At 32.0% G+C, this 23656-nt stretch carries 22 protein-coding genes; all 22 read left to right on the top strand.

Annotated features, from left to right (window positions below; translation table 11 throughout):
- Positions 1-205: 205 nt before the first annotated feature.
- The 22 genes from J7E67_RS23730 to J7E67_RS23830 all read left to right on the top strand — a co-directional run bounded on the left by J7E67_RS23730 (position 206) and on the right by J7E67_RS23830 (position 23641).
- Entirely contained in the window at positions 206-955 is a 750-nt protein-coding gene (locus J7E67_RS23730; RefSeq protein WP_214732948.1) for a YveK family protein, read from the top strand.
- Positions 945-1646, top strand: a complete 702-nt coding sequence (locus J7E67_RS23735) for a CpsD/CapB family tyrosine-protein kinase (protein WP_214732949.1) — start codon at positions 945-947, stop codon at positions 1644-1646. Before J7E67_RS23730 ends, J7E67_RS23735 begins: the two co-directional genes overlap by 11 nt.
- 87 nt (positions 1647-1733) lie before the next feature.
- Entirely contained in the window at positions 1734-2498 is a 765-nt protein-coding gene (locus J7E67_RS23740; protein WP_214732950.1) for a tyrosine-protein phosphatase, read from the top strand.
- Between the two features lie 326 nt (positions 2499-2824).
- Positions 2825-3718 (top strand): UTP--glucose-1-phosphate uridylyltransferase GalU, encoded by an 894-nt coding sequence (gene galU, locus J7E67_RS23745; RefSeq protein ID WP_214732951.1) that lies wholly within the window; start codon positions 2825-2827, stop codon positions 3716-3718.
- A 27-nt stretch (positions 3719-3745) separates the two neighbouring features.
- Positions 3746-4408: a sugar transferase gene (locus J7E67_RS23750; RefSeq protein ID WP_214732979.1), complete on the top strand. Its 663-nt coding sequence runs from the start codon at positions 3746-3748 to the stop codon at positions 4406-4408.
- A gap of 374 nt (positions 4409-4782) precedes the next feature.
- Complete coding sequence (locus J7E67_RS31500; protein ID WP_251026951.1) at positions 4783-5442, top strand: acyltransferase; 660 nt, start codon at positions 4783-4785, stop codon at positions 5440-5442.
- A gap of 212 nt (positions 5443-5654) precedes the next feature.
- Positions 5655-6758: a glycosyltransferase family 4 protein gene (locus tag J7E67_RS23760; RefSeq protein ID WP_214732953.1), complete on the top strand. Its 1104-nt coding sequence runs from the start codon at positions 5655-5657 to the stop codon at positions 6756-6758.
- A 27-nt stretch (positions 6759-6785) separates the two neighbouring features.
- A complete protein-coding gene (locus J7E67_RS23765; protein WP_214732954.1) occupies positions 6786-7961 on the top strand; it encodes a DUF1972 domain-containing protein in 1176 nt (391 codons plus the stop codon).
- A gap of 25 nt (positions 7962-7986) precedes the next feature.
- Positions 7987-9408: an O-antigen ligase family protein gene (locus J7E67_RS23770; RefSeq protein WP_214732955.1), complete on the top strand. Its 1422-nt coding sequence runs from the start codon at positions 7987-7989 to the stop codon at positions 9406-9408.
- A complete protein-coding gene (locus J7E67_RS23775) occupies positions 9401-10591 on the top strand; it encodes a glycosyltransferase family 4 protein (protein WP_214732956.1) in 1191 nt (396 codons plus the stop codon). Before J7E67_RS23770 ends, J7E67_RS23775 begins: the two co-directional genes overlap by 8 nt.
- 60 nt (positions 10592-10651) lie before the next feature.
- Positions 10652-11686, top strand: a complete 1035-nt coding sequence (locus J7E67_RS23780) for a glycosyltransferase family 4 protein (protein WP_214732957.1) — start codon at positions 10652-10654, stop codon at positions 11684-11686.
- Between the two features lie 137 nt (positions 11687-11823).
- Positions 11824-13224 (top strand): lipopolysaccharide biosynthesis protein, encoded by a 1401-nt coding sequence (locus J7E67_RS23785; RefSeq protein ID WP_214732958.1) that lies wholly within the window; start codon positions 11824-11826, stop codon positions 13222-13224.
- A gap of 45 nt (positions 13225-13269) precedes the next feature.
- Positions 13270-14349 carry a polysaccharide pyruvyl transferase family protein gene (locus J7E67_RS23790; RefSeq protein WP_214732961.1) on the top strand — a complete coding sequence of 360 codons (1080 nt, stop codon included), beginning with the start codon at positions 13270-13272 and terminating at the stop codon, positions 14347-14349.
- Between the two features lie 442 nt (positions 14350-14791).
- On the top strand, positions 14792-15670 hold the full coding sequence (rfbA, locus tag J7E67_RS23795) for a glucose-1-phosphate thymidylyltransferase RfbA (protein ID WP_214732964.1): 879 nt from the start codon (positions 14792-14794) through the stop codon (positions 15668-15670).
- A gap of 17 nt (positions 15671-15687) precedes the next feature.
- Positions 15688-16248 (top strand): dTDP-4-dehydrorhamnose 3,5-epimerase, encoded by a 561-nt coding sequence (gene rfbC, locus J7E67_RS23800; protein WP_214732965.1) that lies wholly within the window; start codon positions 15688-15690, stop codon positions 16246-16248.
- A gap of 3 nt (positions 16249-16251) precedes the next feature.
- Positions 16252-17106: a dTDP-4-dehydrorhamnose reductase gene (gene rfbD / locus J7E67_RS23805; protein ID WP_214732981.1), complete on the top strand. Its 855-nt coding sequence runs from the start codon at positions 16252-16254 to the stop codon at positions 17104-17106.
- Positions 17106-18131, top strand: a complete 1026-nt coding sequence (gene rfbB, locus J7E67_RS23810) for a dTDP-glucose 4,6-dehydratase (RefSeq protein ID WP_214732966.1) — start codon at positions 17106-17108, stop codon at positions 18129-18131. Before rfbD ends, rfbB begins: the two co-directional genes overlap by 1 nt.
- Positions 18132-18459: 328 nt before the next feature.
- Positions 18460-19836 carry a sugar phosphate nucleotidyltransferase gene (locus J7E67_RS23815; protein WP_214732967.1) on the top strand — a complete coding sequence of 459 codons (1377 nt, stop codon included), beginning with the start codon at positions 18460-18462 and terminating at the stop codon, positions 19834-19836.
- 418 nt (positions 19837-20254) lie between these two features.
- The gene (locus J7E67_RS23820; protein WP_214732968.1) at positions 20255-21574 is read left to right on the top strand and encodes a UDP-glucose dehydrogenase family protein; all 1320 of its coding nucleotides are present in this window, start codon (positions 20255-20257) and stop codon (positions 21572-21574) included.
- A 516-nt stretch (positions 21575-22090) separates the two neighbouring features.
- On the top strand, positions 22091-23062 hold the full coding sequence (locus tag J7E67_RS23825) for a transposase (protein WP_251026953.1): 972 nt from the start codon (positions 22091-22093) through the stop codon (positions 23060-23062).
- Positions 23046-23270, top strand: a complete 225-nt coding sequence (locus J7E67_RS31505) for a hypothetical protein (RefSeq protein ID WP_251026954.1) — start codon at positions 23046-23048, stop codon at positions 23268-23270. Before J7E67_RS23825 ends, J7E67_RS31505 begins: the two co-directional genes overlap by 17 nt.
- 119 nt (positions 23271-23389) lie before the next feature.
- On the top strand, positions 23390-23641 hold the full coding sequence (locus J7E67_RS23830; RefSeq protein WP_214732974.1) for a helix-turn-helix domain-containing protein: 252 nt from the start codon (positions 23390-23392) through the stop codon (positions 23639-23641).
- Positions 23642-23656 lie beyond the last annotated feature (15 nt).

A 23656-nucleotide genomic window follows, 5' to 3' on the forward strand; every position in this document is an offset into this window, starting at 1 on the left:
AATCTACAATTATTTACAAAGAAGTGTTCAAATTAGTTTAGCTAGTTAAAAAATGAAATTTATGTAAATTAGCAATTACCACTTCAAATTTCTGTAAAAATGGTGTTTAATAAGTTAAGTGGTTATTAGATGACAAAAAAACACAAAACACAACAAATTATGGTATAATATACAATGTTTTGTATCGAAATTTTAGGAGGACGAAATGGAAGAGACTATTAGTTTAAAAGAGCTGCTCGAGACATTGAAAAAACGATTGCTATTAATCGTGTCAATAACATTAATTGCTGCAATTGTTAGTGGAGTTGTAAGTTACTTTTTCTTAACCCCGACTTACCAAGCTTCTACACAGATTCTCGTTAACCAAAAGAGTAAAGAACAATCTTTGTATAGCACGAGTGAAGTACAAACAAACCTTCAATTAATTAACACCTATAATGTAATTATTACAAGTCCGGCGATCTTAGATAAAGTTTCGGAAGAGCTTGATTTAAACATGACAGCCGCACAATTAAAAGAAAAGATTACGGTAGGCAGCGAAAAGGATTCCCAAGTTGTCAACTTGTTGGTTCAGGATCCTAATGCAGAAGTAGCTGCACAAATTGCTAACAAAACGGCGGAAGTGTTCAAAAAAGAGATTGCAAATATCATGAATGTTGACAATGTGAGCATCTTGGCAAAAGCAGATGTTACTGAAAACCCTGCTCCAATTAAACCAAGACCATTATTAAATGTCGCGATTGCGATCGTTGTTGGATTAATGGCCGGTGTCGGACTTTCATTCTTACTTGAGTACTTTAATAACACGATTAAAAACGAACAGGATGTTGAAAAGGTCTTAGGACTTCCGATACTAGGCGTCATCGCGACGATTGATGACCAAAAGATGCAAGAATCAGTAACTCGTCGTGCAGCAAGAAAATCAACGGTAAGAGGTGAGACACTTGGCTCTTAAAAAGAAGAAATTAGTCAGTAAAGATGCAAGACGTAAGCTTATCACAGCAGTCGATCCGAAGTCACCGATTTCTGAGCAATATCGAACAATTCGAACAAATATCCAGTACTCCTCGATTGATCAAGAAATAAGAGCAATCCTTGTTACTTCTTCAGGACCTGGGGAAGGAAAATCTACAACTGCTGCGAATCTTGCGGTTACGTTTGCACAACTTGGTAAAAAGGTGTTGCTAGTCGATGCAGACCTTCGTAAACCGACCGTTCATCACACATTTGGGTTGAATAACTTATTTGGCTTTACGACCGTATTAACAAAGCAAAGGACACTTGAAAAAACAGTTCTTGAAACAGAGGAACGGGATTTATATATCCTGACCAGTGGACCGATTCCACCAAATCCTGCGGAGTTGTTAAGTTCAAAATCGATGGAACAATTTATTGAAGATGCAAAGGCGGAATTTGAGTATATTATCTTTGATACCCCGCCATTATTAGCAGTAGCTGATCCGCAAATCCTTGCCAATCAGTGTGATGGTTCAATTTTCGTTGTATTTAGTGAAAAAACAGAAATTGAAAAAGCGAAAAAGAGTAAGGAATTGCTTGAAAATGCTCAAAGCAAACTACTTGGTGTCGTCCTGAATAATAAAGAAGTAAAAAATAATGATTATTACTATTATTATGGTTCTAAGTGACAAATTTCGACAAATTTCTCCCTTGACTAGTGCTACTATTAAAAATGTTGCTAAAAATAACAGTATTTTGGAAAGAGTGTGTGACCAATGATTGATTTACATTGTCATATATTACCTGGTATTGATGACGGGGCAAGGGATTTGTCGGAAAGTGTCAAGATGGCGCAGAAGGCTGTCGAACAAGGAATTCACACGATTGTTGCTACACCGCATCATATGAACAACCGTTATGAAAATCCTAAACAGACAATTATTGATAGAGTTAGAGAGTTAAACAAGGTTTTACTAGAAGAAAAGATTGATTTAAACGTTCTTCCAGGTCAGGAAACACGGATATATGGGGAAATGGTTGTTGGCTATGAAACAGGCGAAATCCTTCCAATAGATAACACACAATATGTATTGGTAGAGTTTTCGTCTAGCCATGTCCCGAGATACACGGAGAAGTTGTTTTATGATTTGCAGACGAAGGGACTTATTCCGGTGATTGTGCATCCGGAACGGAACCAGGAAATCATTGAACGTCCCGAACTTCTTTATCAGTTTGTGAAAAAGGGAGCATTAACCCAGGTTACTGCAGCTAGTATTTGCGGAGATTTTGGAAAAAAGATTAAGAGCTTTTCTCTGCAATTAGTTGATGCAAATTTAACTCACTTTATTGCATCAGATGCTCACAACACAAACAATCGTACCTTTAAAATGAGAGAAGCTTTTGACATCATTCAAGCAAAGTACGGGAATGACATGGTTTATTTGTTCCAAGAGAATGCTGAACTTGTGATTGAAGGAAGTCACGTCTATAAAGAAGTACCGGAGCGTATAAAAAAGAAGAAATTCTTTAAAATATTTTAACAAAAATTAGCCGAAGAGAGTTAACAGTTTATCATTTTACAACTTTATCAGGCTTAAGTGCCTGATCGGCGAGGCTCCCTGCCCGTTATCGATGGGGGCACTCGATTGTGCTGTGGGTCCATCAGAGGACCTTAGACGCATGTCGTCAAAAGCATGATGTGAGGACGGGTTAGATGCCCGATTTTTAATAAAACAATAAATATCTAATGAAAGAATAAGTGTGAAAGCACTTGCATTTCCATTAGGTATTTATTTTTTTGCCCATAGTGCTTTAGTTGATAAAAGGGTTTTTTAGATAAGCGAAATATTATAAGGGGGTTTGAAAGATGAAAAGAGTAAGAAAAGCAATCATTCCAGCTGCAGGGTTGGGGACAAGATTTTTGCCGGCAACAAAAGCGATGCCAAAAGAAATGTTACCGATTGTTGATAAGCCTACTATTCAATACATAGTGGAAGAAGCGGTGGCAGCTGGTATTGAGGATATTATAATTGTAACTGGTAAAGGTAAACGTGCGATCGAAGACCATTTCGATAATGCGATCGAGCTTGAACAGAATTTAATCGAGAAAGAAAAATATGATCTATTAGAAAGAGTTCAGTACGCTACGAATCTAGCAGATATCCATTACATCCGCCAAAAGGAACCAAAAGGACTGGGACATGCTGTCTGGTCTGCTCGCAACTTTATTGGCAATGAACCTTTTGCCGTTCTGTTAGGTGATGACATTGTTCAGAGTGAGACACCTTGCTTACGTCAATTGATTAATCAATATGAAGAAACTTTCTCTTCAGTAATTGGAGTGCAACAAGTAGCTGAAAATGAAACACACCGTTATGGGATTATCGATCCTTCATCGCAAGAAGGACGTCGTTACCAAGTAAGTAACTTCGTTGAAAAACCAAAACAAGGAACGGCTCCTTCTAATTTAGCAATTATGGGCCGTTACATCTTAACCCCGGAAATCTTTATGTTTCTTGACCGTCAGGAAAAAGGAGCGGGTGGGGAAATCCAATTAACGGATGCGATTCAGCGTTTAAATGAAATACAAAGAGTATTTGCTTATGACTTTGAAGGAAAACGATTTGACGTGGGTGAAAAGTTTGGGTTTGTTAAGACTACGATTGAATTTGCACTGCAGCATGAAGATCTCCATGATGACATGCTAGATTACTTAAAAAATCTAGTTTCTTCATTAGTTGAAGAAAAAGTAATGCTATAGAGAAGGAAGGGGTCAAGGGTGTCTAATTTGGCAAATCAAGAAGTATCATATTTAAAAAACCAGAAATTACTTGTTAATGACGGAAAGACATATTTATTAACAAAAAGATTCATAGATATTATTGGTTCTTCAATTGGAATTCTTCTTTTGGGTTTTCTTTTTATTATTATTGCCATTTTAATTAGAATGGAAGACCCAAAGGGAGCAATTCTGTTTTCACAGAAAAGAGTTGGGCTGAATGGAAAAGAATTTAAAATGTATAAATTTCGTTCGATGATATCCAATGCGGAGGAAAAGTTACAAGAACTGTTAAAGCATAATGAAATATCTGGTGCCATGTTTAAAATGAAGGATGACCCAAGGATTACAAAAATTGGAAAGTTTATCAGGAAAACTAGTATTGATGAATTACCCCAACTATTTAATGTATTAAAAGGAGATATGAGTTTGGTTGGTCCCCGTCCACCGCTTCCTAGAGAAGTTGCTGTTTATTCTGAGTATGACAAGCAGCGTTTATTGGTCACACCAGGCTGTACTGGACTCTGGCAAGTAAGTGGGAGAAACAGTGTAGGGTTTGACGAAATGGTGGAATTGGATCTTCAATATATCCGAGAACGTTCCTTTATTTTTGATATAAAGATCATATTTAAAACGGTCCTTGTATTATTTGGATCTAAAGATGCCTTTTAATAAACTTCTTATATTTAGCTCCAGTTTGGTGCCATTATTATTTTATTTCAACTTGAACCTTTATTTTAAATTGGATAATGAAGGATATTAACAAGAGAATTTCAGATGTTGTTACAGGCTATGTAGGATTAGCTACTGATGTTTGTTTATCCGAAATCGGACATATTGTAGGGATTCTTTCTAATCCAGCCTTTACGCGAAGGCTCTGCCAGTTATGACTCCTTTAACGGTGATAGAATTGTAATTTGCTCTGATAATCAAGCCGTATGTAATATTATAGAAGAAATAAATAAGCCGTTCGGTATACCTATTTTTAAAACAAAAGTATACACATATTTTTCTTGCTATATTAATAAAATTTCGAAGGTGATTAAATGGTTTTTAATTATAAAGGAAACAATGGAGATAAGCTTTTTATTGAAAATATACCTTCAGTTTTATATAAAATAATTAAAGGTTTATTTTATAAATTTTTCTTTAAAAAAAGTACTGGATTAGTTCTTGTCGGTAAAGGAGTCCAAATTAGACAACCTAACAAAATAACTGTAGGGAAAAATTTTAAAGCAGAAGATTATTCCGAAATACAAGGGTTATCTAAAAAAGGATTAACATTTGGTGATAACGTAACCATAGGTCGTAGTGCAATGATAAGACCATCAGGTTACTATAAGGGTATACTAGGGGAAGGCTTAAAGGTTGGAAATAATTCTTCAATAGGAGCTATGAACTATATAGGTCCTGCGGGTTATATTAGTATAGGAAATAATGTAATGTTAGGTCCAAATGTTAGTATGTCTTCAGAAAATCATATATACATTAATACTGAAAAGCCAATAAAAGAGCAAGGTGTTGAAAGAAAAGGAATATTTATCGAAGATGATTGTTGGATTGGGACAGGCGCAATAATTTTAGATGGTGTGAGGATTGGTAGGGGGTCAGTTGTAGCGGCTGGTAGTGTTGTTACTAAAGATATTCCACCGTATAGTATAGTAGCTGGGATACCTGCTAAGATTATAAAGAGTAGAATTTATTAAAGCTATAAATCACTTTTGAAAATGTTCAAGTAATTTATATTGTTGAATGAGAGGTTTGGAGCTACCAAACCTCTTTCATTGTAAAAATAGATTAGATGTTTGGTACTTAATCTAAATTAATTATTAAAACATTGATCTTATTAGAATCAGAAAATAAAGTTATTTTTTTTTGTACAGTTTCTTATTCTTAGTTTTAGAAAGGGTTAACTAAAATGATTAATATCGGGGTAGATGCACATATACTGTCTGGGAAATTCCAAGGAAGCAGAACTTATCTTGCTAATTTATATGAAAATATTTTAATACAAGATAAGGTCAATACCTACAACTTTTTAGGATTTTGGGAGGATGGAAAGCCATTTGAAGGAAATAGTTCGTATATTACTTACAAAAGTGATTCTAGAATTAAAAGATTAGCATATCAATCTTATGGACTTTTAAAGGAACGAGAAATTGATATTCTTCATAGTCAATATATTTCTCCAATATTTCTCCCTTGTAAATCTGTTATTACAATACATGATATCCTATTTGAAACTCATCCAGAATACTTTACAAAATCAGAAGTTATTAGAAATAAAATATTGGTAAGATATTCAGCAAAGAGAGCTAACCAAATTCACACGGTATCAAATTATTCAAAAAACAAATTAATAGAGATATATGGAATTGAAGAAAATAAGATTAAAATTGTCCCTAATGGTGTTAATTATAATCTATTTAATAATGTTAATATTGAACAGGCAAAAAAGGTTATTAAGGAAAAATTTGGTGTCGAAAATTATATCCTAACAGTCGGAAGAATTGAACCAAGGAAAAATCATATCAATTTATTGAAGGCAATGAAAATTGTAAAAAAGTTTGAAAAACAAACTCCTCCTCTTGTAATAGTAGGTAGACCAGATTTTGGATTTGATAAATTTTATAAGGAACTTAATGAATTTGAATTAAACAAGGATGTTTTTATCCTAGATTCAATAGATGACAAGTTTTTGCCTTTAATTTATAAAGCTGCAAAGGTATTTGTTTACCCGTCTTTTGCAGAGGGTTTTGGAATTCCTCCTTTAGAAGCAATGGCTTCTGGAGTACCAGTTATTACATCCAATTTAACTGCTATTCCTGAGGTTGTGGGCAATGCTGGACTATTAGTTAACCCTTTAGAACCAAATGAAATCGCGAAGGCTATTCGTAGTATTTTGAATAATCAGGATATGGCTGATAGTCTTTCAAACAAGGGAATTACTCAATCTAAGAAGTGGTCTTGGGAAAGTTCTGCAAAATCGTATCTCGAGTCAATTTCAGAGTTATTATATTAATTTCGAAAAAAGGTAGGTTAAATACTAATGTCTTTAAAAATGACGGATAAGAATAACCATAATATAGAGAAAAAAAGGGTTGCATTTTGTGGAACTAGGGGTATTCCAGCTAACTATGGTGGCTTCGAAACTGCTGTTGATGAAATATCTAAAAGATTTGTTATCAATAATATTGAATGTGATGTTCTTTGTAGAGCTTCTTCATATCATTCGGAACATATTAATAAAATTGATGAAAGAAATTTAATATATGTAAAGGGAAGTTCAAAAAAGACTTTTGATACAATAATGTCTTCAATTCAAACAGGTATTTATCTAATTAGGAATAGGAAAAAATATGATTATATCTTTTGGTTTAATAATGCTAATTTTCCTGGAATCTTATTAAGTAAGTTTACAGGAGTACCCATTGCAATAAATACAGATGGACTTGAATGGAGAAGGGCAAAGTGGTCTCTTCCTTTCAAAGCATATTATTTTATTACATCATTATTAATTTGTAAGTTTTTTAAAAACTTAATATCGGACTCAATTGGAATTCAAGATTACTATTTGAGGGTATTTAATAAAAAGACACATTTTATCCCTTATGGATCTCCGGAAATAGAAAATTATACAAATGAAGAGAAACAAGAGATATTAGAAAGATATGGATTAAAGCAGGATAAATATTTTTTACAAATAACTAGGTTTGAGCCAGATAATCTTCCACTTGAAATTCTTAATGGTTATAAAGAGTCAGATCTATATAAATTAGGATATAAAATGGTGTTAATTGGTTATAAGGACCCAACTGATTATGCTAAAAAAATAAAATCGAATTCAAATAAAAACGGAATAATTGTATTAGATGCGATCTATGATAAAAAAATATTAACAATATTAAGATCAAATTGTTTTGCATATATACATGGTAATTCTGTAGGAGGTACAAATCCGGCTTTATTGGAGGCCATGAAAAATGCTAACAGAATAATGGCAATTAATAGCCCGTTTAGTAAAGAGGTATTAGGGGATAACGGTATTCTTTTTGATAAAGAGACTCTTCCGGAAAACTTTGGTGATTTGTTAAAACTTAACAATCAAAATGAACAGTTGAAAAAAAGAGTTAATCAAAGATACCAGTGGGATTATGTAGCTGAAAGTTATATAAGGATTTTAAATAACGAATCTCCAAATTATCCTATTTTTAATGATAAATAATAGTGTTATGGGAAGGGGGTAAAAAATGAATAAACAAAAAAGTGGATTTGTTAATAAGGGAACTATATTAATTCTGTTTATTTTGTTAATTGGAAGTGTTATTGGGGCTATTTCTTCTATAAATTTTAATATATTTTTATACCTAAGTATATTATTAATCTTTATTTTTTTGGTATTTAAATGGGAATTAACTATTTATCTATTAATAATAGCTGTAACTTTCAACGGTTATATAATTCCCATTGGTACTGTGGATATACGACCTGATAATCTAATATGTATACTCTCAATTATTTCATTTATCGCGTATTTATTAACAAGTCGAAAAACTAAATTATATTTACACCTTCCTGAAATATTATTTTGTATATTTTTAATATACTTATCGATAACAACTTTTTTTACTAGTCCAATATTAAGTATATCAATAAAAGGAATTATTCAATTTATTCTTGTGTTTCTTTCCTTTATTGTTATGGTCCAATTAAAAAATCTCTCTAAGGAAGAATTATATAAGTTTATTAATTTTTATATAATAATAGCTTTTCTTCAATCATTATATGGAATAGTAAGTTTTATGTTATACACGGCTTTTTCATTAGATATCGGGGGAATTCAATTTGGACAGGTAGGATCTTCTGTTACAATAAATGGAACTTTCTTCGAGGCTAATCTTTTAGGGAGTTTTTTGAGTTCGTCTGCATTATTAGTTCTTTCACTTTTAGTTTCTAAAACCCATGTGAAATATCAAAAATTATTAATAATATGTTTAATAACATTAATCATTGGTCTTTTCTTAAGTTGGACTCGTTCTTCATGGATAGGATTTATTATTTGTGGAATTTTTATTGCAGTCTATTATAAATCACAATTTATTAATATAAAAAATATATTTATTGCTCTTATACTCACTTTTATATTAGGTCCTGTTTTTGTATATTTAACTAGAACATTTGACATAGTATCTGGCAGGGAAGGATTTTTTCTAACTAAACTTACTGGTCTGTTTGATTTTGAAACGGGGACAGGTAGGTATAGGCTGGATAGGTATGTTTTAGCTATAAATGATTGGTCTCAACATCCTCTAATTGGCAATGGTTATTTTAGTATAAAAAAATATGATGAGAATGAGTGGATCGCAAATACTATCTTAACAATCTTACACGATGCTGGGTTAATTGGACTGGTTTTATTTTTATTAACGTTTCTAATTGTTTTATATAAAGCCCATATTCTTATAATAAAAAATAAAATTGGAAAAGTTGATAGAGCATATCTTGTTGGACTGTATGTTGGTTTAATCCAACTTCTTTTTTCTTATAACTTTACACCAGGTCATACTATGGCTTATTTTTGGGTATATTCAGGCTTAATATATGTTTTTGTCTTAAAATTAAATAGTACACAAAATAAAGGTGAAAAAATAAAGGCGGATCGGTATGAGTAAATTAAATTCAATTTTCTTAGTTCATAGTCTATATCAACCATATATTTTGGGCGGGGCTGAAATCTCCACTCAATTACTTGCTGAAGGATTACAAAAGAAATTAAATGTTTCAATACTGACTGTTGGTCCTCAAAAGAATGAAGTAATAAAAGAAAATATTAATAATGTACCTGTTTTTCGTTTACCCTATAATAATTTAAAATGGTTGGTGAATAAAGGAGATATCCATCCTGCTGGTAAACTAATATGGCATTTAATTGATTGTTATAATATTTTTCAGTATAGACAGGCAAAAAAAATATTTGAATTAAGCAAACCATCAATAGTTCACACACAAAATTTACCTGGCTTAAGTGTTGGGATTTGGAAGGCAGCTTATGAATTAAATATCCCTATAATCCATACACTAAGGGATTATTCCTTACTAAGACCCGTATCTTCAAAGTTATTTACATCAAGTTATCTAAATTTAATTGCAAAGCCAATGACAAAATATGTGTCAGGTGTAATTGGCATTTCAAAACATATATTAGAAAAACATGTTGAAATGGGTCTCTTTCCAAATTCAAAGAAATATGTAATACCTAATGTTGTTACACCTGTTAAACATGACTTAACTGAAATTAATAATAAAGCGCATAAAAACCCACTGGAGATTGGATACTTTGGCCAACTGGCAAAAGTAAAGGGAGTAGATGTATTAATAAAAGCTATGGAATTTATTGATTCAAACACTGTATCGAAGCTTTATATTTGTGGTGACGGTCCTTTAAGAGAAGAATTGGAATTATTATCCAAAAAAGATAGAAGGGTAATTTATACAGGTAAGCTTAGTCATGAACAAGTATTAAAGAAAATGGAGGAAGTAGACCTTACTATTGTCCCGTCTATATGGGAAGAACCTTTTGGAAGAGTAATAATTGAATCCTATAGTGTTGGTACTCCAGTAATAGCCTCCAACATAGGTGGTATACCTGAAGTAATATATAATAGAGAAAGTTCTCTATTTAATGTTGGTGATATAAAAAGCTTAGTGGATTTAATTATTGAGTACAAAGAAAAAACTCTTGGTGAAAAACAAAGTATTATTAATGAATGTATAGATTATTCTAAGTTATTTAATCAAATGAACTCGATTAATAAACATATTGATTGTTATAATCAACTTTTAAATGAAAACTAGAACTTTTTTTTGATGCATGACACTATATTGTAAAATTAAAGATCTTAGGAAGTGTTTATTTTGAGTACTGAAAGAAAAGTATGGATGTCTCCTAAATATAGTTCTACAAACAAATATAATGAATTATTTTCATACCATATTGAGAAACAGGGTATTATTGTAAAGGATTTTAAAAAAACAAATATCTTCTCATTGAGAAAAGGCGATATTTTGCATATTCATTGGCTACATCCTTATTATCAAAGTAGAAATTTAATTTTATTCATTATTAAAAGTATAATATTTTTATTTGCCTTATTTTTTATCAAAATAAAAGGGGCCAATCTTGTTTGGACTGTGCATAATTTATATCCACACAACTTTAAGTTTAAGAAGTTGGAATATCTAATTAGAAAATTAACATTAAAAAATTGTAATTTAATTACAGTGGCTTCAAATTCAATTAAAAACTTGGTAATTAATGAATTCGGAATTGAAGACAGTAAAATTAAAATAATTGAACATGGACATTATAAAGGTGCTTATACCAAATCAAATATTAATTTTAGAAAAAGATATAATATATCAAATGATTCATTTGTATTTTTATTTGTAGGGGCTATTAAGCCCTATAAAGGTATTGAAGATTTGTTACATGCATTTTCTAAATTAGAAAGCTATGATAAAGTTCATCTGATTATTGCTGGTAAACAATACATTGGAATGGATAGGGTATTGGATAAAATAAAAAAAAATTCAAGAATCACTCTAGACTTAAGATTTATACCTGATAATGAACTGGTAGACCTAATAGAAACAAGTAATGTTGTAGTGCTTCCTTATAAGAATATTACTACATCCGGTACGGCTATTTTAGCATGTTCATTAAATAAACCTATAGTTTGCCCTGAAACACCTTTTATGCTCGAGTATTTTAATAATGAGATAGCATTTATGTATAATAACCAAGATGAACAAGGATTACTAATAGGTTTAGTCAAGGCTATAGAAGAAATGGAAAATCAAAATAACATGGATTCATACAAAAGATTTGTTAAAAATCTCGATTGGGATAAAATAGGTCAAAAAATGTTTGATTTATATAATGAGTTATAAATCAAATTTTCGAAATAATCGAGTCTAATAATTTTTACGAAAACATAGTACTTCGCATTAAATCATTTTTAAATAAAGTGACGTTTTTAGATATTAACGTTTTAAATAAAATGGTTTAAGGATAAGGAATAATTTATATGAGCAGAGAAAAAGTCTTTATTAAGAATACATTAATTTATACTATAGGGAATTTATCTTCAAAGATTCTTGTTTTTTTACTTTTGCCGTTATATACTCATTACCTTTCTACAAATGAATATGGTTATATAGACATCATTATAACAACTATAAGTTTATTTCTCCCAATTGTGACTTTTCAAATTACGGATGGATTATTCCGTTTCTTATTAGAATCAGAAGATGAACATCAAAAAACTTCAATAATATCAAGTTCATTTAAGATAGTATTTCGAAATTTATTATTTGTGGATATTATTTACTTAATTTTAATAAACTTCATCAAAATTGAGCTTGCAATTCTGATAATGATTTACTTTAATGTTCTGATATTTAATTCATTATACTTACAAATTTCAAGAGGGTTAAGAAAAAATCTTATATATGCAATTGCCGGTATTATTAGTACATTAGTAAATCTATGTTCAAATATTGTACTCATTATCTTCTTGGATTTTAAAATAAATGGGATTATTATTTCAATGATTTTATCTAACATTGCTGCAATTATATATATTGAAAAAAAGTTAAAAATAAGTTCCTATATAAAATTCAATCTCTCTAGTCCTAGTTTAAAGAAAGAAATTATTATTTATTCATTACCATTGATCCCTAACGTAATTAACTGGTGGGTAATGAACGCTTCTGATAGATTTTTTTTAAATTTATTTATAGGCATGGAGGCAAACGGTATATATGCACTTGCTAATAAATTTCCATCTATTCTAATAATTCTAAACAGTATATTTAACTTAGCCTGGCAAGAGAGTGCAATTACAGAATATAAATCAAAAGATCGTGATGAATATTATTCAAAGATGTTTAATTATTTTTTAAGATTTCAAATCGCAAGTTTATTGATTCTACTTTCAGCGACACCAATAATATTTAAATTTCTAATTGATAAATCTTTTGCTGATGCATATCTTTACATGCCTGCCCTTTATATTTCTGCAATGTTTTCGGCTTTTTCTTCTTTTTATGGAACTGGATTTCAAAGTTCAAAAGATACAAAAGGAGCTTTCTATAGTTCTATATTTGGTTCAATAATTAACATCATATTTAATATTATATTAATTCCTATAATAGGAATACATGGGGCAACAATCTCTACTGCAATTTCATTTGGTTCAATGTGGGTTATAAGAATATTTCAGACAAAAAAGTACTTTAAGATTAAAATTGACATTAATTTTTTAATTAAAAGCCATTTATTACTAGTTGTCTTTGTGTTTTTGTATTATACAAAAAATATTAGTATCTCTTATGTTTCTTTTTTCTTCTCGTTATTAATTTTCATATATCTAAATAAGAGCTTACTTTTGAATAAAGTTAAAGGAATCAAATTAAAAAATAAATAAAAAATAAATGATTTTAAATGAATCCAAAATTTTAGGAGGTTTAATATGCGTTTAGTTTTATGGGGATACTATGGTTATAACTATGGGGATGATATCATGATGGAGGTCATCCTTAAATTTTTAAATGAAAAAAATGTTAAAGTTGAACTGGTTGATTTGTTTGAAGGGCGGCTTAATGAAAAATATGGAGAAAAATATGAGAATGTCAGGGTAATACCATTTTATAAATTAAATAAAGTAGAAAAACTAAAAAAACTCATGAATTTTTCAAAAGCGTCTCTTAATTTATGGGGAGGGGGGACAATTTTTACTGATGTTGATGGAGATGGTAACTATAAATGGTTTTCTTTAATTAAGTTGTTTGGTGGCAAGATTGGATACGTAGGAATTGGAATTGGAACTATGAAGAAAAAAGAAAGGTTAAAAAAGACAAAAAAAATGTTAAAGGCTAGTTCTCTTACAATATTTAGAGACGCTAGTTCTCTGCGAATAGCAAATACGATTGCTAAAAATAGTAAATATAAAATTGTTGAGGATATAGCATACATTTATTTTAAAGATTTATTAGATAATAATAACTATGAGATTTGTAACAAAGATTATGTATTGATTACTTGGAGAAATCTGAAAAGGTATTTAGATTTTAAAGATGAAATGAAATTAATGGACGATATTATTCAAGAAACTGAAAAAATTATGAAAGAGCGAAATGTACCAAAGGTTATACTTTCTGCGTTAGATACTAGGCATGATATTGAAAGTTGCAGATATTTATATGTAAAATTAAGAAACAGAAATATTCCTGTTGAATTTGATATTGACTCTAATGTCGAAAATATTTCTAAATTAATAACTGAAGCATATTTTCATTTTTCAGGTAGGTTACACGGTAGTATTGCGTCAGAAATATTTGGTACACCAACATATAGCCTTTCTTATAGTCCAAAAATGGAGTATTTTTACGAGTCTATTAATTCTAAAAACTTTATGAATATATATGAACAGGAAATCGATAGTGAAATTATTAATAAGGTAATTATTAATAATAACATTAATTTGGATTTAAATAAGAAGGTAACAGATGCATATTTAAACTTTAAATATTTATTTGAATTTCTTAATTGAGATTTAATAATTTATTTCCAATTATAATAATAAAAATGGGCAAATTTATTAATTAAGTAATATGTTTTTTTCAGGAGGGTCTAGTAGAATTACTTAGCCATTATTATTAAATAATAATGTTCCTCATGTAATCAAGAGTACATTGTAATTCTTTTTCTTTGATGCAATTGTTTTAGGTCAAATAAAATTCTACTAGATATACTATTTCTAATGTAATTGTCAAAGTAACTCTAGAGATTTTAAAAATTTTAATTAGAATCTAGGGTTTTTCTAATTCAATAGAAGTGAAGGTTTTAAATAAAAGTTTCTTTGACCTGGTAATGTAGGAATTCCAAATTCATTCATAATAACATTCTGACTGGAAATTATAGTGATTAGAATTTGAGCTATTTTCATTATTTAAAACATTACTCATTTCATTCTAAGAGGAGAGAAGTTAAAAATGAAAGGAATTATCCTAGCGGGTGGAAGCGGAACGCGCTTATATCCTTTAACAATGGTAACAAGTAAGCAGCTATTACCGATTTACGATAAACCTATGATTTATTACCCATTATCAACTTTAATGCTTGCAGGAATTAAGGATATATTAATTATTTCAACACCTGAGGATACACCTCGTTTCGAGGCATTGTTAGGTGAAGGATCTCAGTTTGGAATTAACCTAAAATATAAAGTTCAACCTAGCCCTGATGGATTAGCTCAGGCTTTTTTAATTGGGGAAGAATTTATAGGCGATGATTCTGTGGCGATGATTTTAGGGGATAATATTTATTATGGCAGCGGTATGCGAAAAATTCTTCAACATGCAGCGCAAAAGGAGATTGGTGCTACCGTATTTGGTTATCATGTTCAAGATCCTGAGCGATTTGGTGTTGTAGAGTTTGATGAAAGCGGAAAAGTATTAAGCGTTGAAGAAAAACCAGAGTTTCCAAAATCAAATTATGCCATTACTGGTTTGTATTTTTATGATAATAGGATCGTGGAAATAGCAAAAAATGTTATACCGTCGTCTCGTGGTGAGTTAGAGATTACCTCAGTAAATGAAGCATATTTACGTAAGGGGGAGCTAGATGTAGAACTATTAGGTCGTGGTTTTACATGGCTGGATACAGGAACACATCAAAGTCTAGTTGAAGCAACAAATTTTGTAAAAACCGTTGAGGAACATCAAGGAATTAAAATTGCTGCGCCTGAAGAAATTGCCTATATTAACGGCTGGATTGGTAAAGAAGAATTAGTGGAATCCGGAGAGAAATTTTCGAAAACAGGTTATGGTCAATATTTATTAAAAGTAGCAAATGGTAGTATTAAGTACTAAATAAGAGGTGTTAAAAGTTGAATGTGATTGAAACTTTATTACTAGGAGTAAAGATTATCGAACCCAAAGTATTTGGGGATCATCGTGGTTGGTTCATGGAAACATATAGTGATGCAGTATTTAAAGAAGCAGAAATTGATATAAAGTTTGTTCAAGATAATCAATCATTTTCCGCTGCTAAGGGGACATTAAGAGGCTTGCATTATCAGTTAAATCCTAAAGCACAAACGAAACTTGTTAGGTGTACAAAGGGAGCAATATATGATGTAGCTGTAGACATTCGAAAAGGAAGTCCCACTTACGGTAAATGGTTTGGAATTGAATTAACTGCGGATAATAAAAAACAATTATTAATTCCAAAAGGATTTGCCCATGGATTTATGACTTTAACAGATGATGTGGAAGTCCAGTATAAAGTGGACGAATTATATGCTCCCGATTGTGATCGGGGAATTATCTGGAGAGATCCTGAAATTGGAATCCAGTGGCCAATTGATATTACTCCTGTTTTGTCAGCAAAAGATGAAAAGGCACCACTCCTTGCAGATGCTGAGAATAATTTTAGCTATGGAGAGTAAATGATGAAAATTCTAGTAACAGGTTATACAGGACAATTAGGTTATGATGTCGTTCGCGAAGGATTGAAACGTGGCTTCGAAATGATAGGTGTTGGGTCAAAGGATTTGAACATAACAGACGGACATTCTGTTGATCATTTTGTAAAAGAAACAAAACCTGACGCAATTATCCATTGCGCAGCTTATACAGTTGTTGATAAAGCAGAGGACGATAAGGAAAACTGCTGGAATGTGAATGTGAATGGGACAAAATACTTAGCCAATGCATCAAAGGAAATTAATGCAAAGTTCATGTATATAAGTACGGACTATGTTTTTGATGGCATGGGAGAAGCTCCATTTGTTGAGACGGATGCTCCTAACCCAGTTGGGTACTACGGACAGACAAAATATGAAGCGGAAAAGTTATTACAGTCATTATTAGCTGAATGGTTCATTGTCCGAATATCCTGGGTGTTTGGCTTGAATGGGAGCAACTTCGTGAAAACGATGTTGCGGTTAGCAGAAACCCGCAATGAGTTAAATGTTGTAGGTGACCAAGTGGGTTCTCCCACAAATACATTTGACTTAGCACGTTTATTACTAGATATGATTCAAACAGATAAATACGGAGTCTATCATGCATCGAATGAAGGATTTTGCAGCTGGGCGGAATTTGCAAATGAAATATTTCGTTTAGCAGGTAAAGATGTAAAAGTTAATTCCATAACAACAGAAGAATACCCTACAAGAGCAGTACGTCCTAAGAACTCTCGAATGTCTAAGCAAAAATTAAGAGACAATGGATTCCTACCATTATTGAGTTGGCAGGACTCATTAGCGGAATACTTAAATGCATTAAAACATGAGGTGAAATAATGGCAAGAGAAAAAATTCTAGTAACAGGCGGAGCAGGTTTTATCGGAGGAAACTTTGTAAAATATATGGTGGATAAATATCCGCAATATGATATTTATAACCTTGACTTATTAACTTACGCGGGTGATTTGTCTAAGCACAGGGAAATCGAAAAGAAAGATAACTATCATTTTGTGAAGGCTGATATTGCAAATCGTGATACAATCATGCCACTTTTTGAAAAAGAAAAGTTTGACTTCGTAGTTCATTTTGCTGCTGAAAGTCATGTGGATCGTTCTATTACAAATCCAGAGATTTTTGTTCTTACCAATGTGCTTGGAACACAGATATTACTGGATGCTGCCAAACAGATTGGTGTATCAAAATTTGTTCATGTCTCAACAGATGAAGTTTATGGCGAGTTAGATTTTGATCCGACCACATTCTTTACAGAGGAAACCCCATTACAACCCAATAGTCCATATAGTGCAAGTAAAGCATCATCTGATTTATTGGTACGGGCTTATCACGAAACATTTGAACTTCCAGTTAATATTACTCGCTGTTCCAATAACTATGGTCCTTTCCATTTTCCAGAGAAGCTCATACCATTAACGATTTCTCGAGTATTAAATGATGAAAAGATACCAGTGTATGGCGACGGCAAGAATATCCGTGATTGGTTACACGTTCTAGACCATTGTGCTGCAATTGACCTTGTCTTACATGAAGGGGTTAATGGAGAAGTCTATAACGTAGGCGGACATAATGAGCGGACGAATTTAGAGGTTGTTAAAACGATTATTAGTACTTTAGGGAAATCTGAAGACTTAATTGAATTCGTAACAGACCGTCTTGGTCATGATAAGCGCTACGCAATTGACCCTACGAAATTAGAGCAACTAGGTTGGAAACCAACCTATACTTTTGAGACTGGAATTGCTCAAACCATTGATTGGTATATAACAAACAAATGGTGGTGGGAGCAAATCATCAGTGGAGAATATAAGAACTACTTTAAACATCAGTATTCGTTAAAAAGTTAATGTTCAATATTATTTTATGAGATCCGTATTCATTTCTTTTGGAGTACGGTTTTTTTATTTTATCGATATGGTAATTGTTTTCCAATTCAAAGACGAATGTTTTTTCCGTAAGAAATTATGCTATAATATTGTTCGGATGTGTCACTAATTAAAATTGATTAATTACGGGACTTTTATTTTAAAATAATAATTATTCTTAAAAAACTTTGACTAAGGAAAATAATAGTACTTCACTATATTGAAATTTTGCTTGCACTTTTTAGTACTTAACTAGTATGAAAAGGCTTTGAATTATATTACTAGTCTTTAATAATTGAGGAGGACTAATATGAAATTAGTTTTACTATCTGGTGGTTCAGGAAAACGACTTTGGCCTTTATCAAATGATGCTCGCTCTAAACAATTTCTAAAAGTTTTACCTAATGAAGAAAATAAATTACAATCTATGGTACAAAGAGTCTGGGGCCAATTAGATAAATTAGGATTAACACAATCTGCAGTTATTGCTACAAGTAAATCTCAGGTGGAAATGATTCAAAGTCAAATTGGAAAAGATGTCTCTATCATTGTTGAACCGGAAAGAAGAGATACCTTCCCAGCTATAGCATTAGCAGCTTCCTATTTATATTCTCAAGAAAACTCATCTCGAGATGAAGTAGTTGGAGTATTACCAGTAGACCCATTCGTAGATGACAAGTTTTTTGCTAGATTACTAGATTTAGGAGATGTCTTAAAATCATCTGAAGCTGAACTAGCTTTAATGGGTGTACAGCCTACATTCCCTTCTGAAAAATACGGTTATATTGTTCCTAATGTAGACCAATCCTCGGAAGAAGTCGTTTTAGTAAGTCACTTTAAAGAAAAGCCTAAAACTGAAGAAGCGAAATTATTATTAGACCAGAAAGCGCTTTGGAATTGTGGTGTATTTGCATTTAAGCTAGATAAGATCATCTCAATATTAGAGGAAAAAGGTTTACCTACAAATTATGAAGAACTCACAGCAAATTATTCTCAGTTACCAAAAATTAGTTTTGATTACGAGGTAGTAGAAAAAACAGAGAATATAATTGCTCTTCCTTATGATGGTGATTGGAAAGATTTGGGTACTTGGAATACATTAACGGAAGAAATGGGAACTAAAATTCTTGGAAAAGCAAACATGAGTAAGGACTCTAATAATACACATATTATTAATGAATTAGATATTCCTGTTTCAGTTCTTGGGTTATCAAATATTCTTGTTGCAGCCAGTCCGGACGGTATTTTAGTGACTGATAAAGAGGAAAGCCCTAGAGTCAAAGAGTTAATAGGAAACTTGGAACAAAGACCTATGTACGAAGAACGTCGCTGGGGTTGGTACAGGGTTCTGGAGCATACTAAGTATGAAGATCATACAGAGGTTCTTACAAAACGTATCAATATTTCAGCCGGTAAGAATTTAAGTTATCAATTTCATAATCACCGTCGGGAAGTTTGGACCATTGTCAAAGGAGAAGGCGTTCTTCTTTTAAATGATGAATTCCGAGTAATTAGACCAGGGGATGTAGTTGAAATTCCTGTTGGTATGAACCATGCGGTTAAGGCTATCACAGATTTGGAGTTTATTGAAGTGCAAACTGGGTCTCAATTAGTTGAAGAAGATAATCACCGTATTCTTTTAACATGGGATGAAATTGAAGAATCTGTTTATGCATTTAGTAAATAATTAATTTAGGGTCTACTTTATAAAAGTAGCCATTTATATGATAATAGTAGTCTAATTAGTTTTGGGGCTATTACTTTATTCGAGAAAATGATTTATTTAGGGTTTAAAGATATATCAACTGAAAGAAAGTAACGAGAAGTTTTCATTCATCCAAGGTGCTGTCATGACGAAAGTAATTAGATTCTATCATAATAAAATTGTAGACTTCTAATTAATGCTTTATGTTCCTTATAATGGATTTTATTAAAAGTTGCCCATATACACTAGGATTAAATTTTGGTTTATAATAATATTTGTTTTTTAACTTTAATCGAACAAATACACCTAATAAGAAAACTAGTCATTGACGAAATAGCTTTATTTTAATAGATTTCAAATAGTTTTTATGAAATTTCAAAAATTAAAGGTGGAATATAAAGTGAAAATTGCCGTAGCAGGAACTGGATATGTCGGCTTAGTAACTGGAGTTTGTCTTGCAGAAACGGGACACGCCGTTTCTTGTGTAGATATAGATGATAGAAAAGTAGCATTAATGAGTTCAGGTATCTCTCCTATTTATGAACCAGGTCTAGAAGAGTTAATGGTAAAAAATATGGATAAATTGAACTTTACTACCAACTACAAAGAAGCTTATAAAGAAGCGGATGTTATCTTTATTGGGGTTGGAACCCCAGAAAAGGCAGATGGCTCGGCCGATTTAAGTTACGTGAATGCAGTAGCTATACAAATTTCTGAAAGTATTGAGAATGATTGTGTTGTCGTTATTAAATCTACTGTTCCAGTTGGAACCAATGATAAGATTGAGGATTTGATCAAAACAAACCTTGTTCATAATGTAAAAGTAAGTATTGCTTCCAATCCTGAATTCTTGTCACAAGGTACAGCAGTTAGAGATACTTTAAACGCCTCTAGGATTGTAATTGGCGTGGAAGACCCACTTGCAAGCGAGATTTTAAGTGAAGTATATAAAGACTTTGGAGCACCAATATTGGTTACAAATAGGAAAAGTGCAGAAATGATTAAGTACGCATCCAATGACTTTTTAGCTTTGAAAATTTCCTTTATCAATGAAATCGCTAATCTTTGTGAAATTATTGGTGCGGATATAGAAGATGTTGCGCTTGGTATGGGCTATGACAGTCGTATCGGTAATAGATTCTTAAATTCAGGTATCGGTTATGGAGGATCTTGCTTCCCTAAAGATACAAAAGCTTTACATTGGTTAGCCAATTTCCATGATCATGAATTAAAGACAATTAAAGCGGCTATTGATGTAAACGAAAACCAAAAGTTAAAATTAATAAAAAAATCTAGGAAGTATTTTAATAGTTTAAAAGGCCTGAATGTAGCAGTTCTAGGATTAACCTTTAAACCAGGTACGGACGATTTAAGGGAAGCTCCATCATTAGTAAATATTCCAATTTTGCTTGAGGATGGTGCTAATGTAAAAGCATGGGACCCTGTGGGTATTGAAAACTTCAAGAAATTATACCCTGATAATATTGCTTACTCCACATCTATTGAAGATACTCTTAAGGATGCAGACGTTTGTTTTATCTTTACAGAATGGGATGAAGTCAAAGTTTTTGATTTATCAAATTATAGCAAACTAATGAAAAACCCAATCATTCTTGATGGTAGAAATTGCTATGACCTTACCAATGCTAAAAATGCAAAAATCATTTATGATTCAATCGGAAGAGAAACTATTAATAGCATAGAAGTTTCACTAGTTTAGTAGTTCTATTTCGTAATGAAGAGGTCATTGGTATCTGTATCCAAAAAATAAAGCAATAGTAGTATTATAATAATTGGGGGTGGACATCTGTCCTTCCCTTCTTTTTGTTTTTTATAGTTGAGAATATAACCAATTGTAAACGCTAAACTAAAATCAACAGTTTTCCACAAATAGAAATAAACAGAATTCAACAAATAAGATTAAACAGTTCCCCATTACTGTCTCACTTTCAATATACTATTAGTAGTTTATTGAAAGTGAGGAGCCTGGAGTGAACAGATTTATGGATTACATCGAGATCCACCGCCTATACAAAGAGGGATTCTCAAAAAGTGCTATATCTAGAAAGCTGAAAATTTCAAGAAATAGGGTGATTGAGTATTTAAATATGACCCCTGAGGACTTTGAAGAGTTTACTAGTTCATTACAAACACGGGAGAAGAAATTGGATGCCTTCCATGATCAAAATATTAGGATGGTTAAAAGCTCATCCAGATATAACAGGTGCACAAGTGTTTGATTGGTTGGAGGAGAAGTTGGTTTAAGGAGGTAGCTGAGAATACTGTTAGGAACTACTTAAATGAAATGAGAGATAAGTACCACATTCCCAAAGTAAGTATCCAACGCACATACTCATCAGTCCCTGAACTTCCAATGGGGATGCAGGTGCAAGTGGACTTTGGTCAGACTATCGTTAAGGACAAACACGGAAATAATAGGAGACTCTATTTTATCGCTTTCGTTCTTTCCCATTCACGATTTAAATGCGTAGAGTGGATAGATCGACCGTTCCGAACCTCAGACGTAATTAGAATGCACGAAAATGCTTTCCATTACTATGAAGAAATGCCTAAGGAACTAGTTTATGATCAAGACGCTTTACTGGCTGTTAGTGAAAATGCGGGAGACCTAATTTTGACATTTGAATTCACAAAATATCATCAAACACGCCAATTTAACATTTACCTATGCCGGAAGAGTGATCCAGAATCCAAAGGAAAGATTGAACAGGTTGTTAAGTTTGTCAAAAATAACTTTAGCAAAAACCGGATATTTGACAACATTGCAGATTGGAATAGTTCTTGTCAAGCATGGCTGAAACGGACAGGCAATTATAAAGTCCATCATAATACGAAAAAGAGACCTTCAGAAGTGCACGCCCTGGAAAAGCAACACTTAAAGAAAGTCTCTGGTACTTACATATTTGAGAATGTTCTCGTTTCTAGTATAACAAGAATGATTCAAAAGGACAATGTCATTCGTTTTGAAGGGAATCGGTATAGTGTTCCGCAAGGGACGTATCGAACTGACGCACCAAATATAGCATATCTTCAAGTTGATGAGGGTTGGTTATATATACGCCTTAAACAAACAGGTACTGTTCTGGCGAAACATTCGAATTTCAAGTGGAAGCGGCTTACTCATTTCGGATCCGTCTCATCGAGTACGAAGTGCAGCAAAACGAGAGATTTTGATCCAGCAAATTGAAGAAATGTTCATTGATAAAGAAAATATCCAGTGGTTGATTACACACTTAAAGGAAAGATATCCACGGCATATTGTGGATCAATTAAAGGTACTTCAAAATACCATCAAGATATATCCAAACCATAGTGAGAATGCATTACATGAGATGAAGAGGCTTAAGATGACAAGTGCAAATGACTTTCGAGATATTGCCCACGCACTATTGTAACTGCTAGACTAAAGTGAACAGTTTACGATCAATAATTTTGAACACTTATTTACTTAAATTGCTCTCCACCTTATGATAGATTTTTATACTTCTATGATTAGGGCGGAGGATTTGAAAAGGTGGATAAGTTTGAAATGTATGTAGAAATAAGAGGAATGCTAAATCAAAAATACAGTATTTCTACTATCGCTAGGAAACTAGATATATCAAGAAATACTGTTTATAAGTATATCCGTAAATCACCAGAGGAAATGGCAGAATGGACAGCATCAACAATGACTAGAAGTAAAAAGTTAGATATTCATAAGGAATTGATCCTTTTTTGGCTAAGAGAATATCCAGATTTAACTGCAGCTCAAGTACAAGTGTGACCGTCAAGTAGAATG

The sequence above is a fragment of the Bacillus sp. ISL-46 genome, from assembly GCF_018613205.1.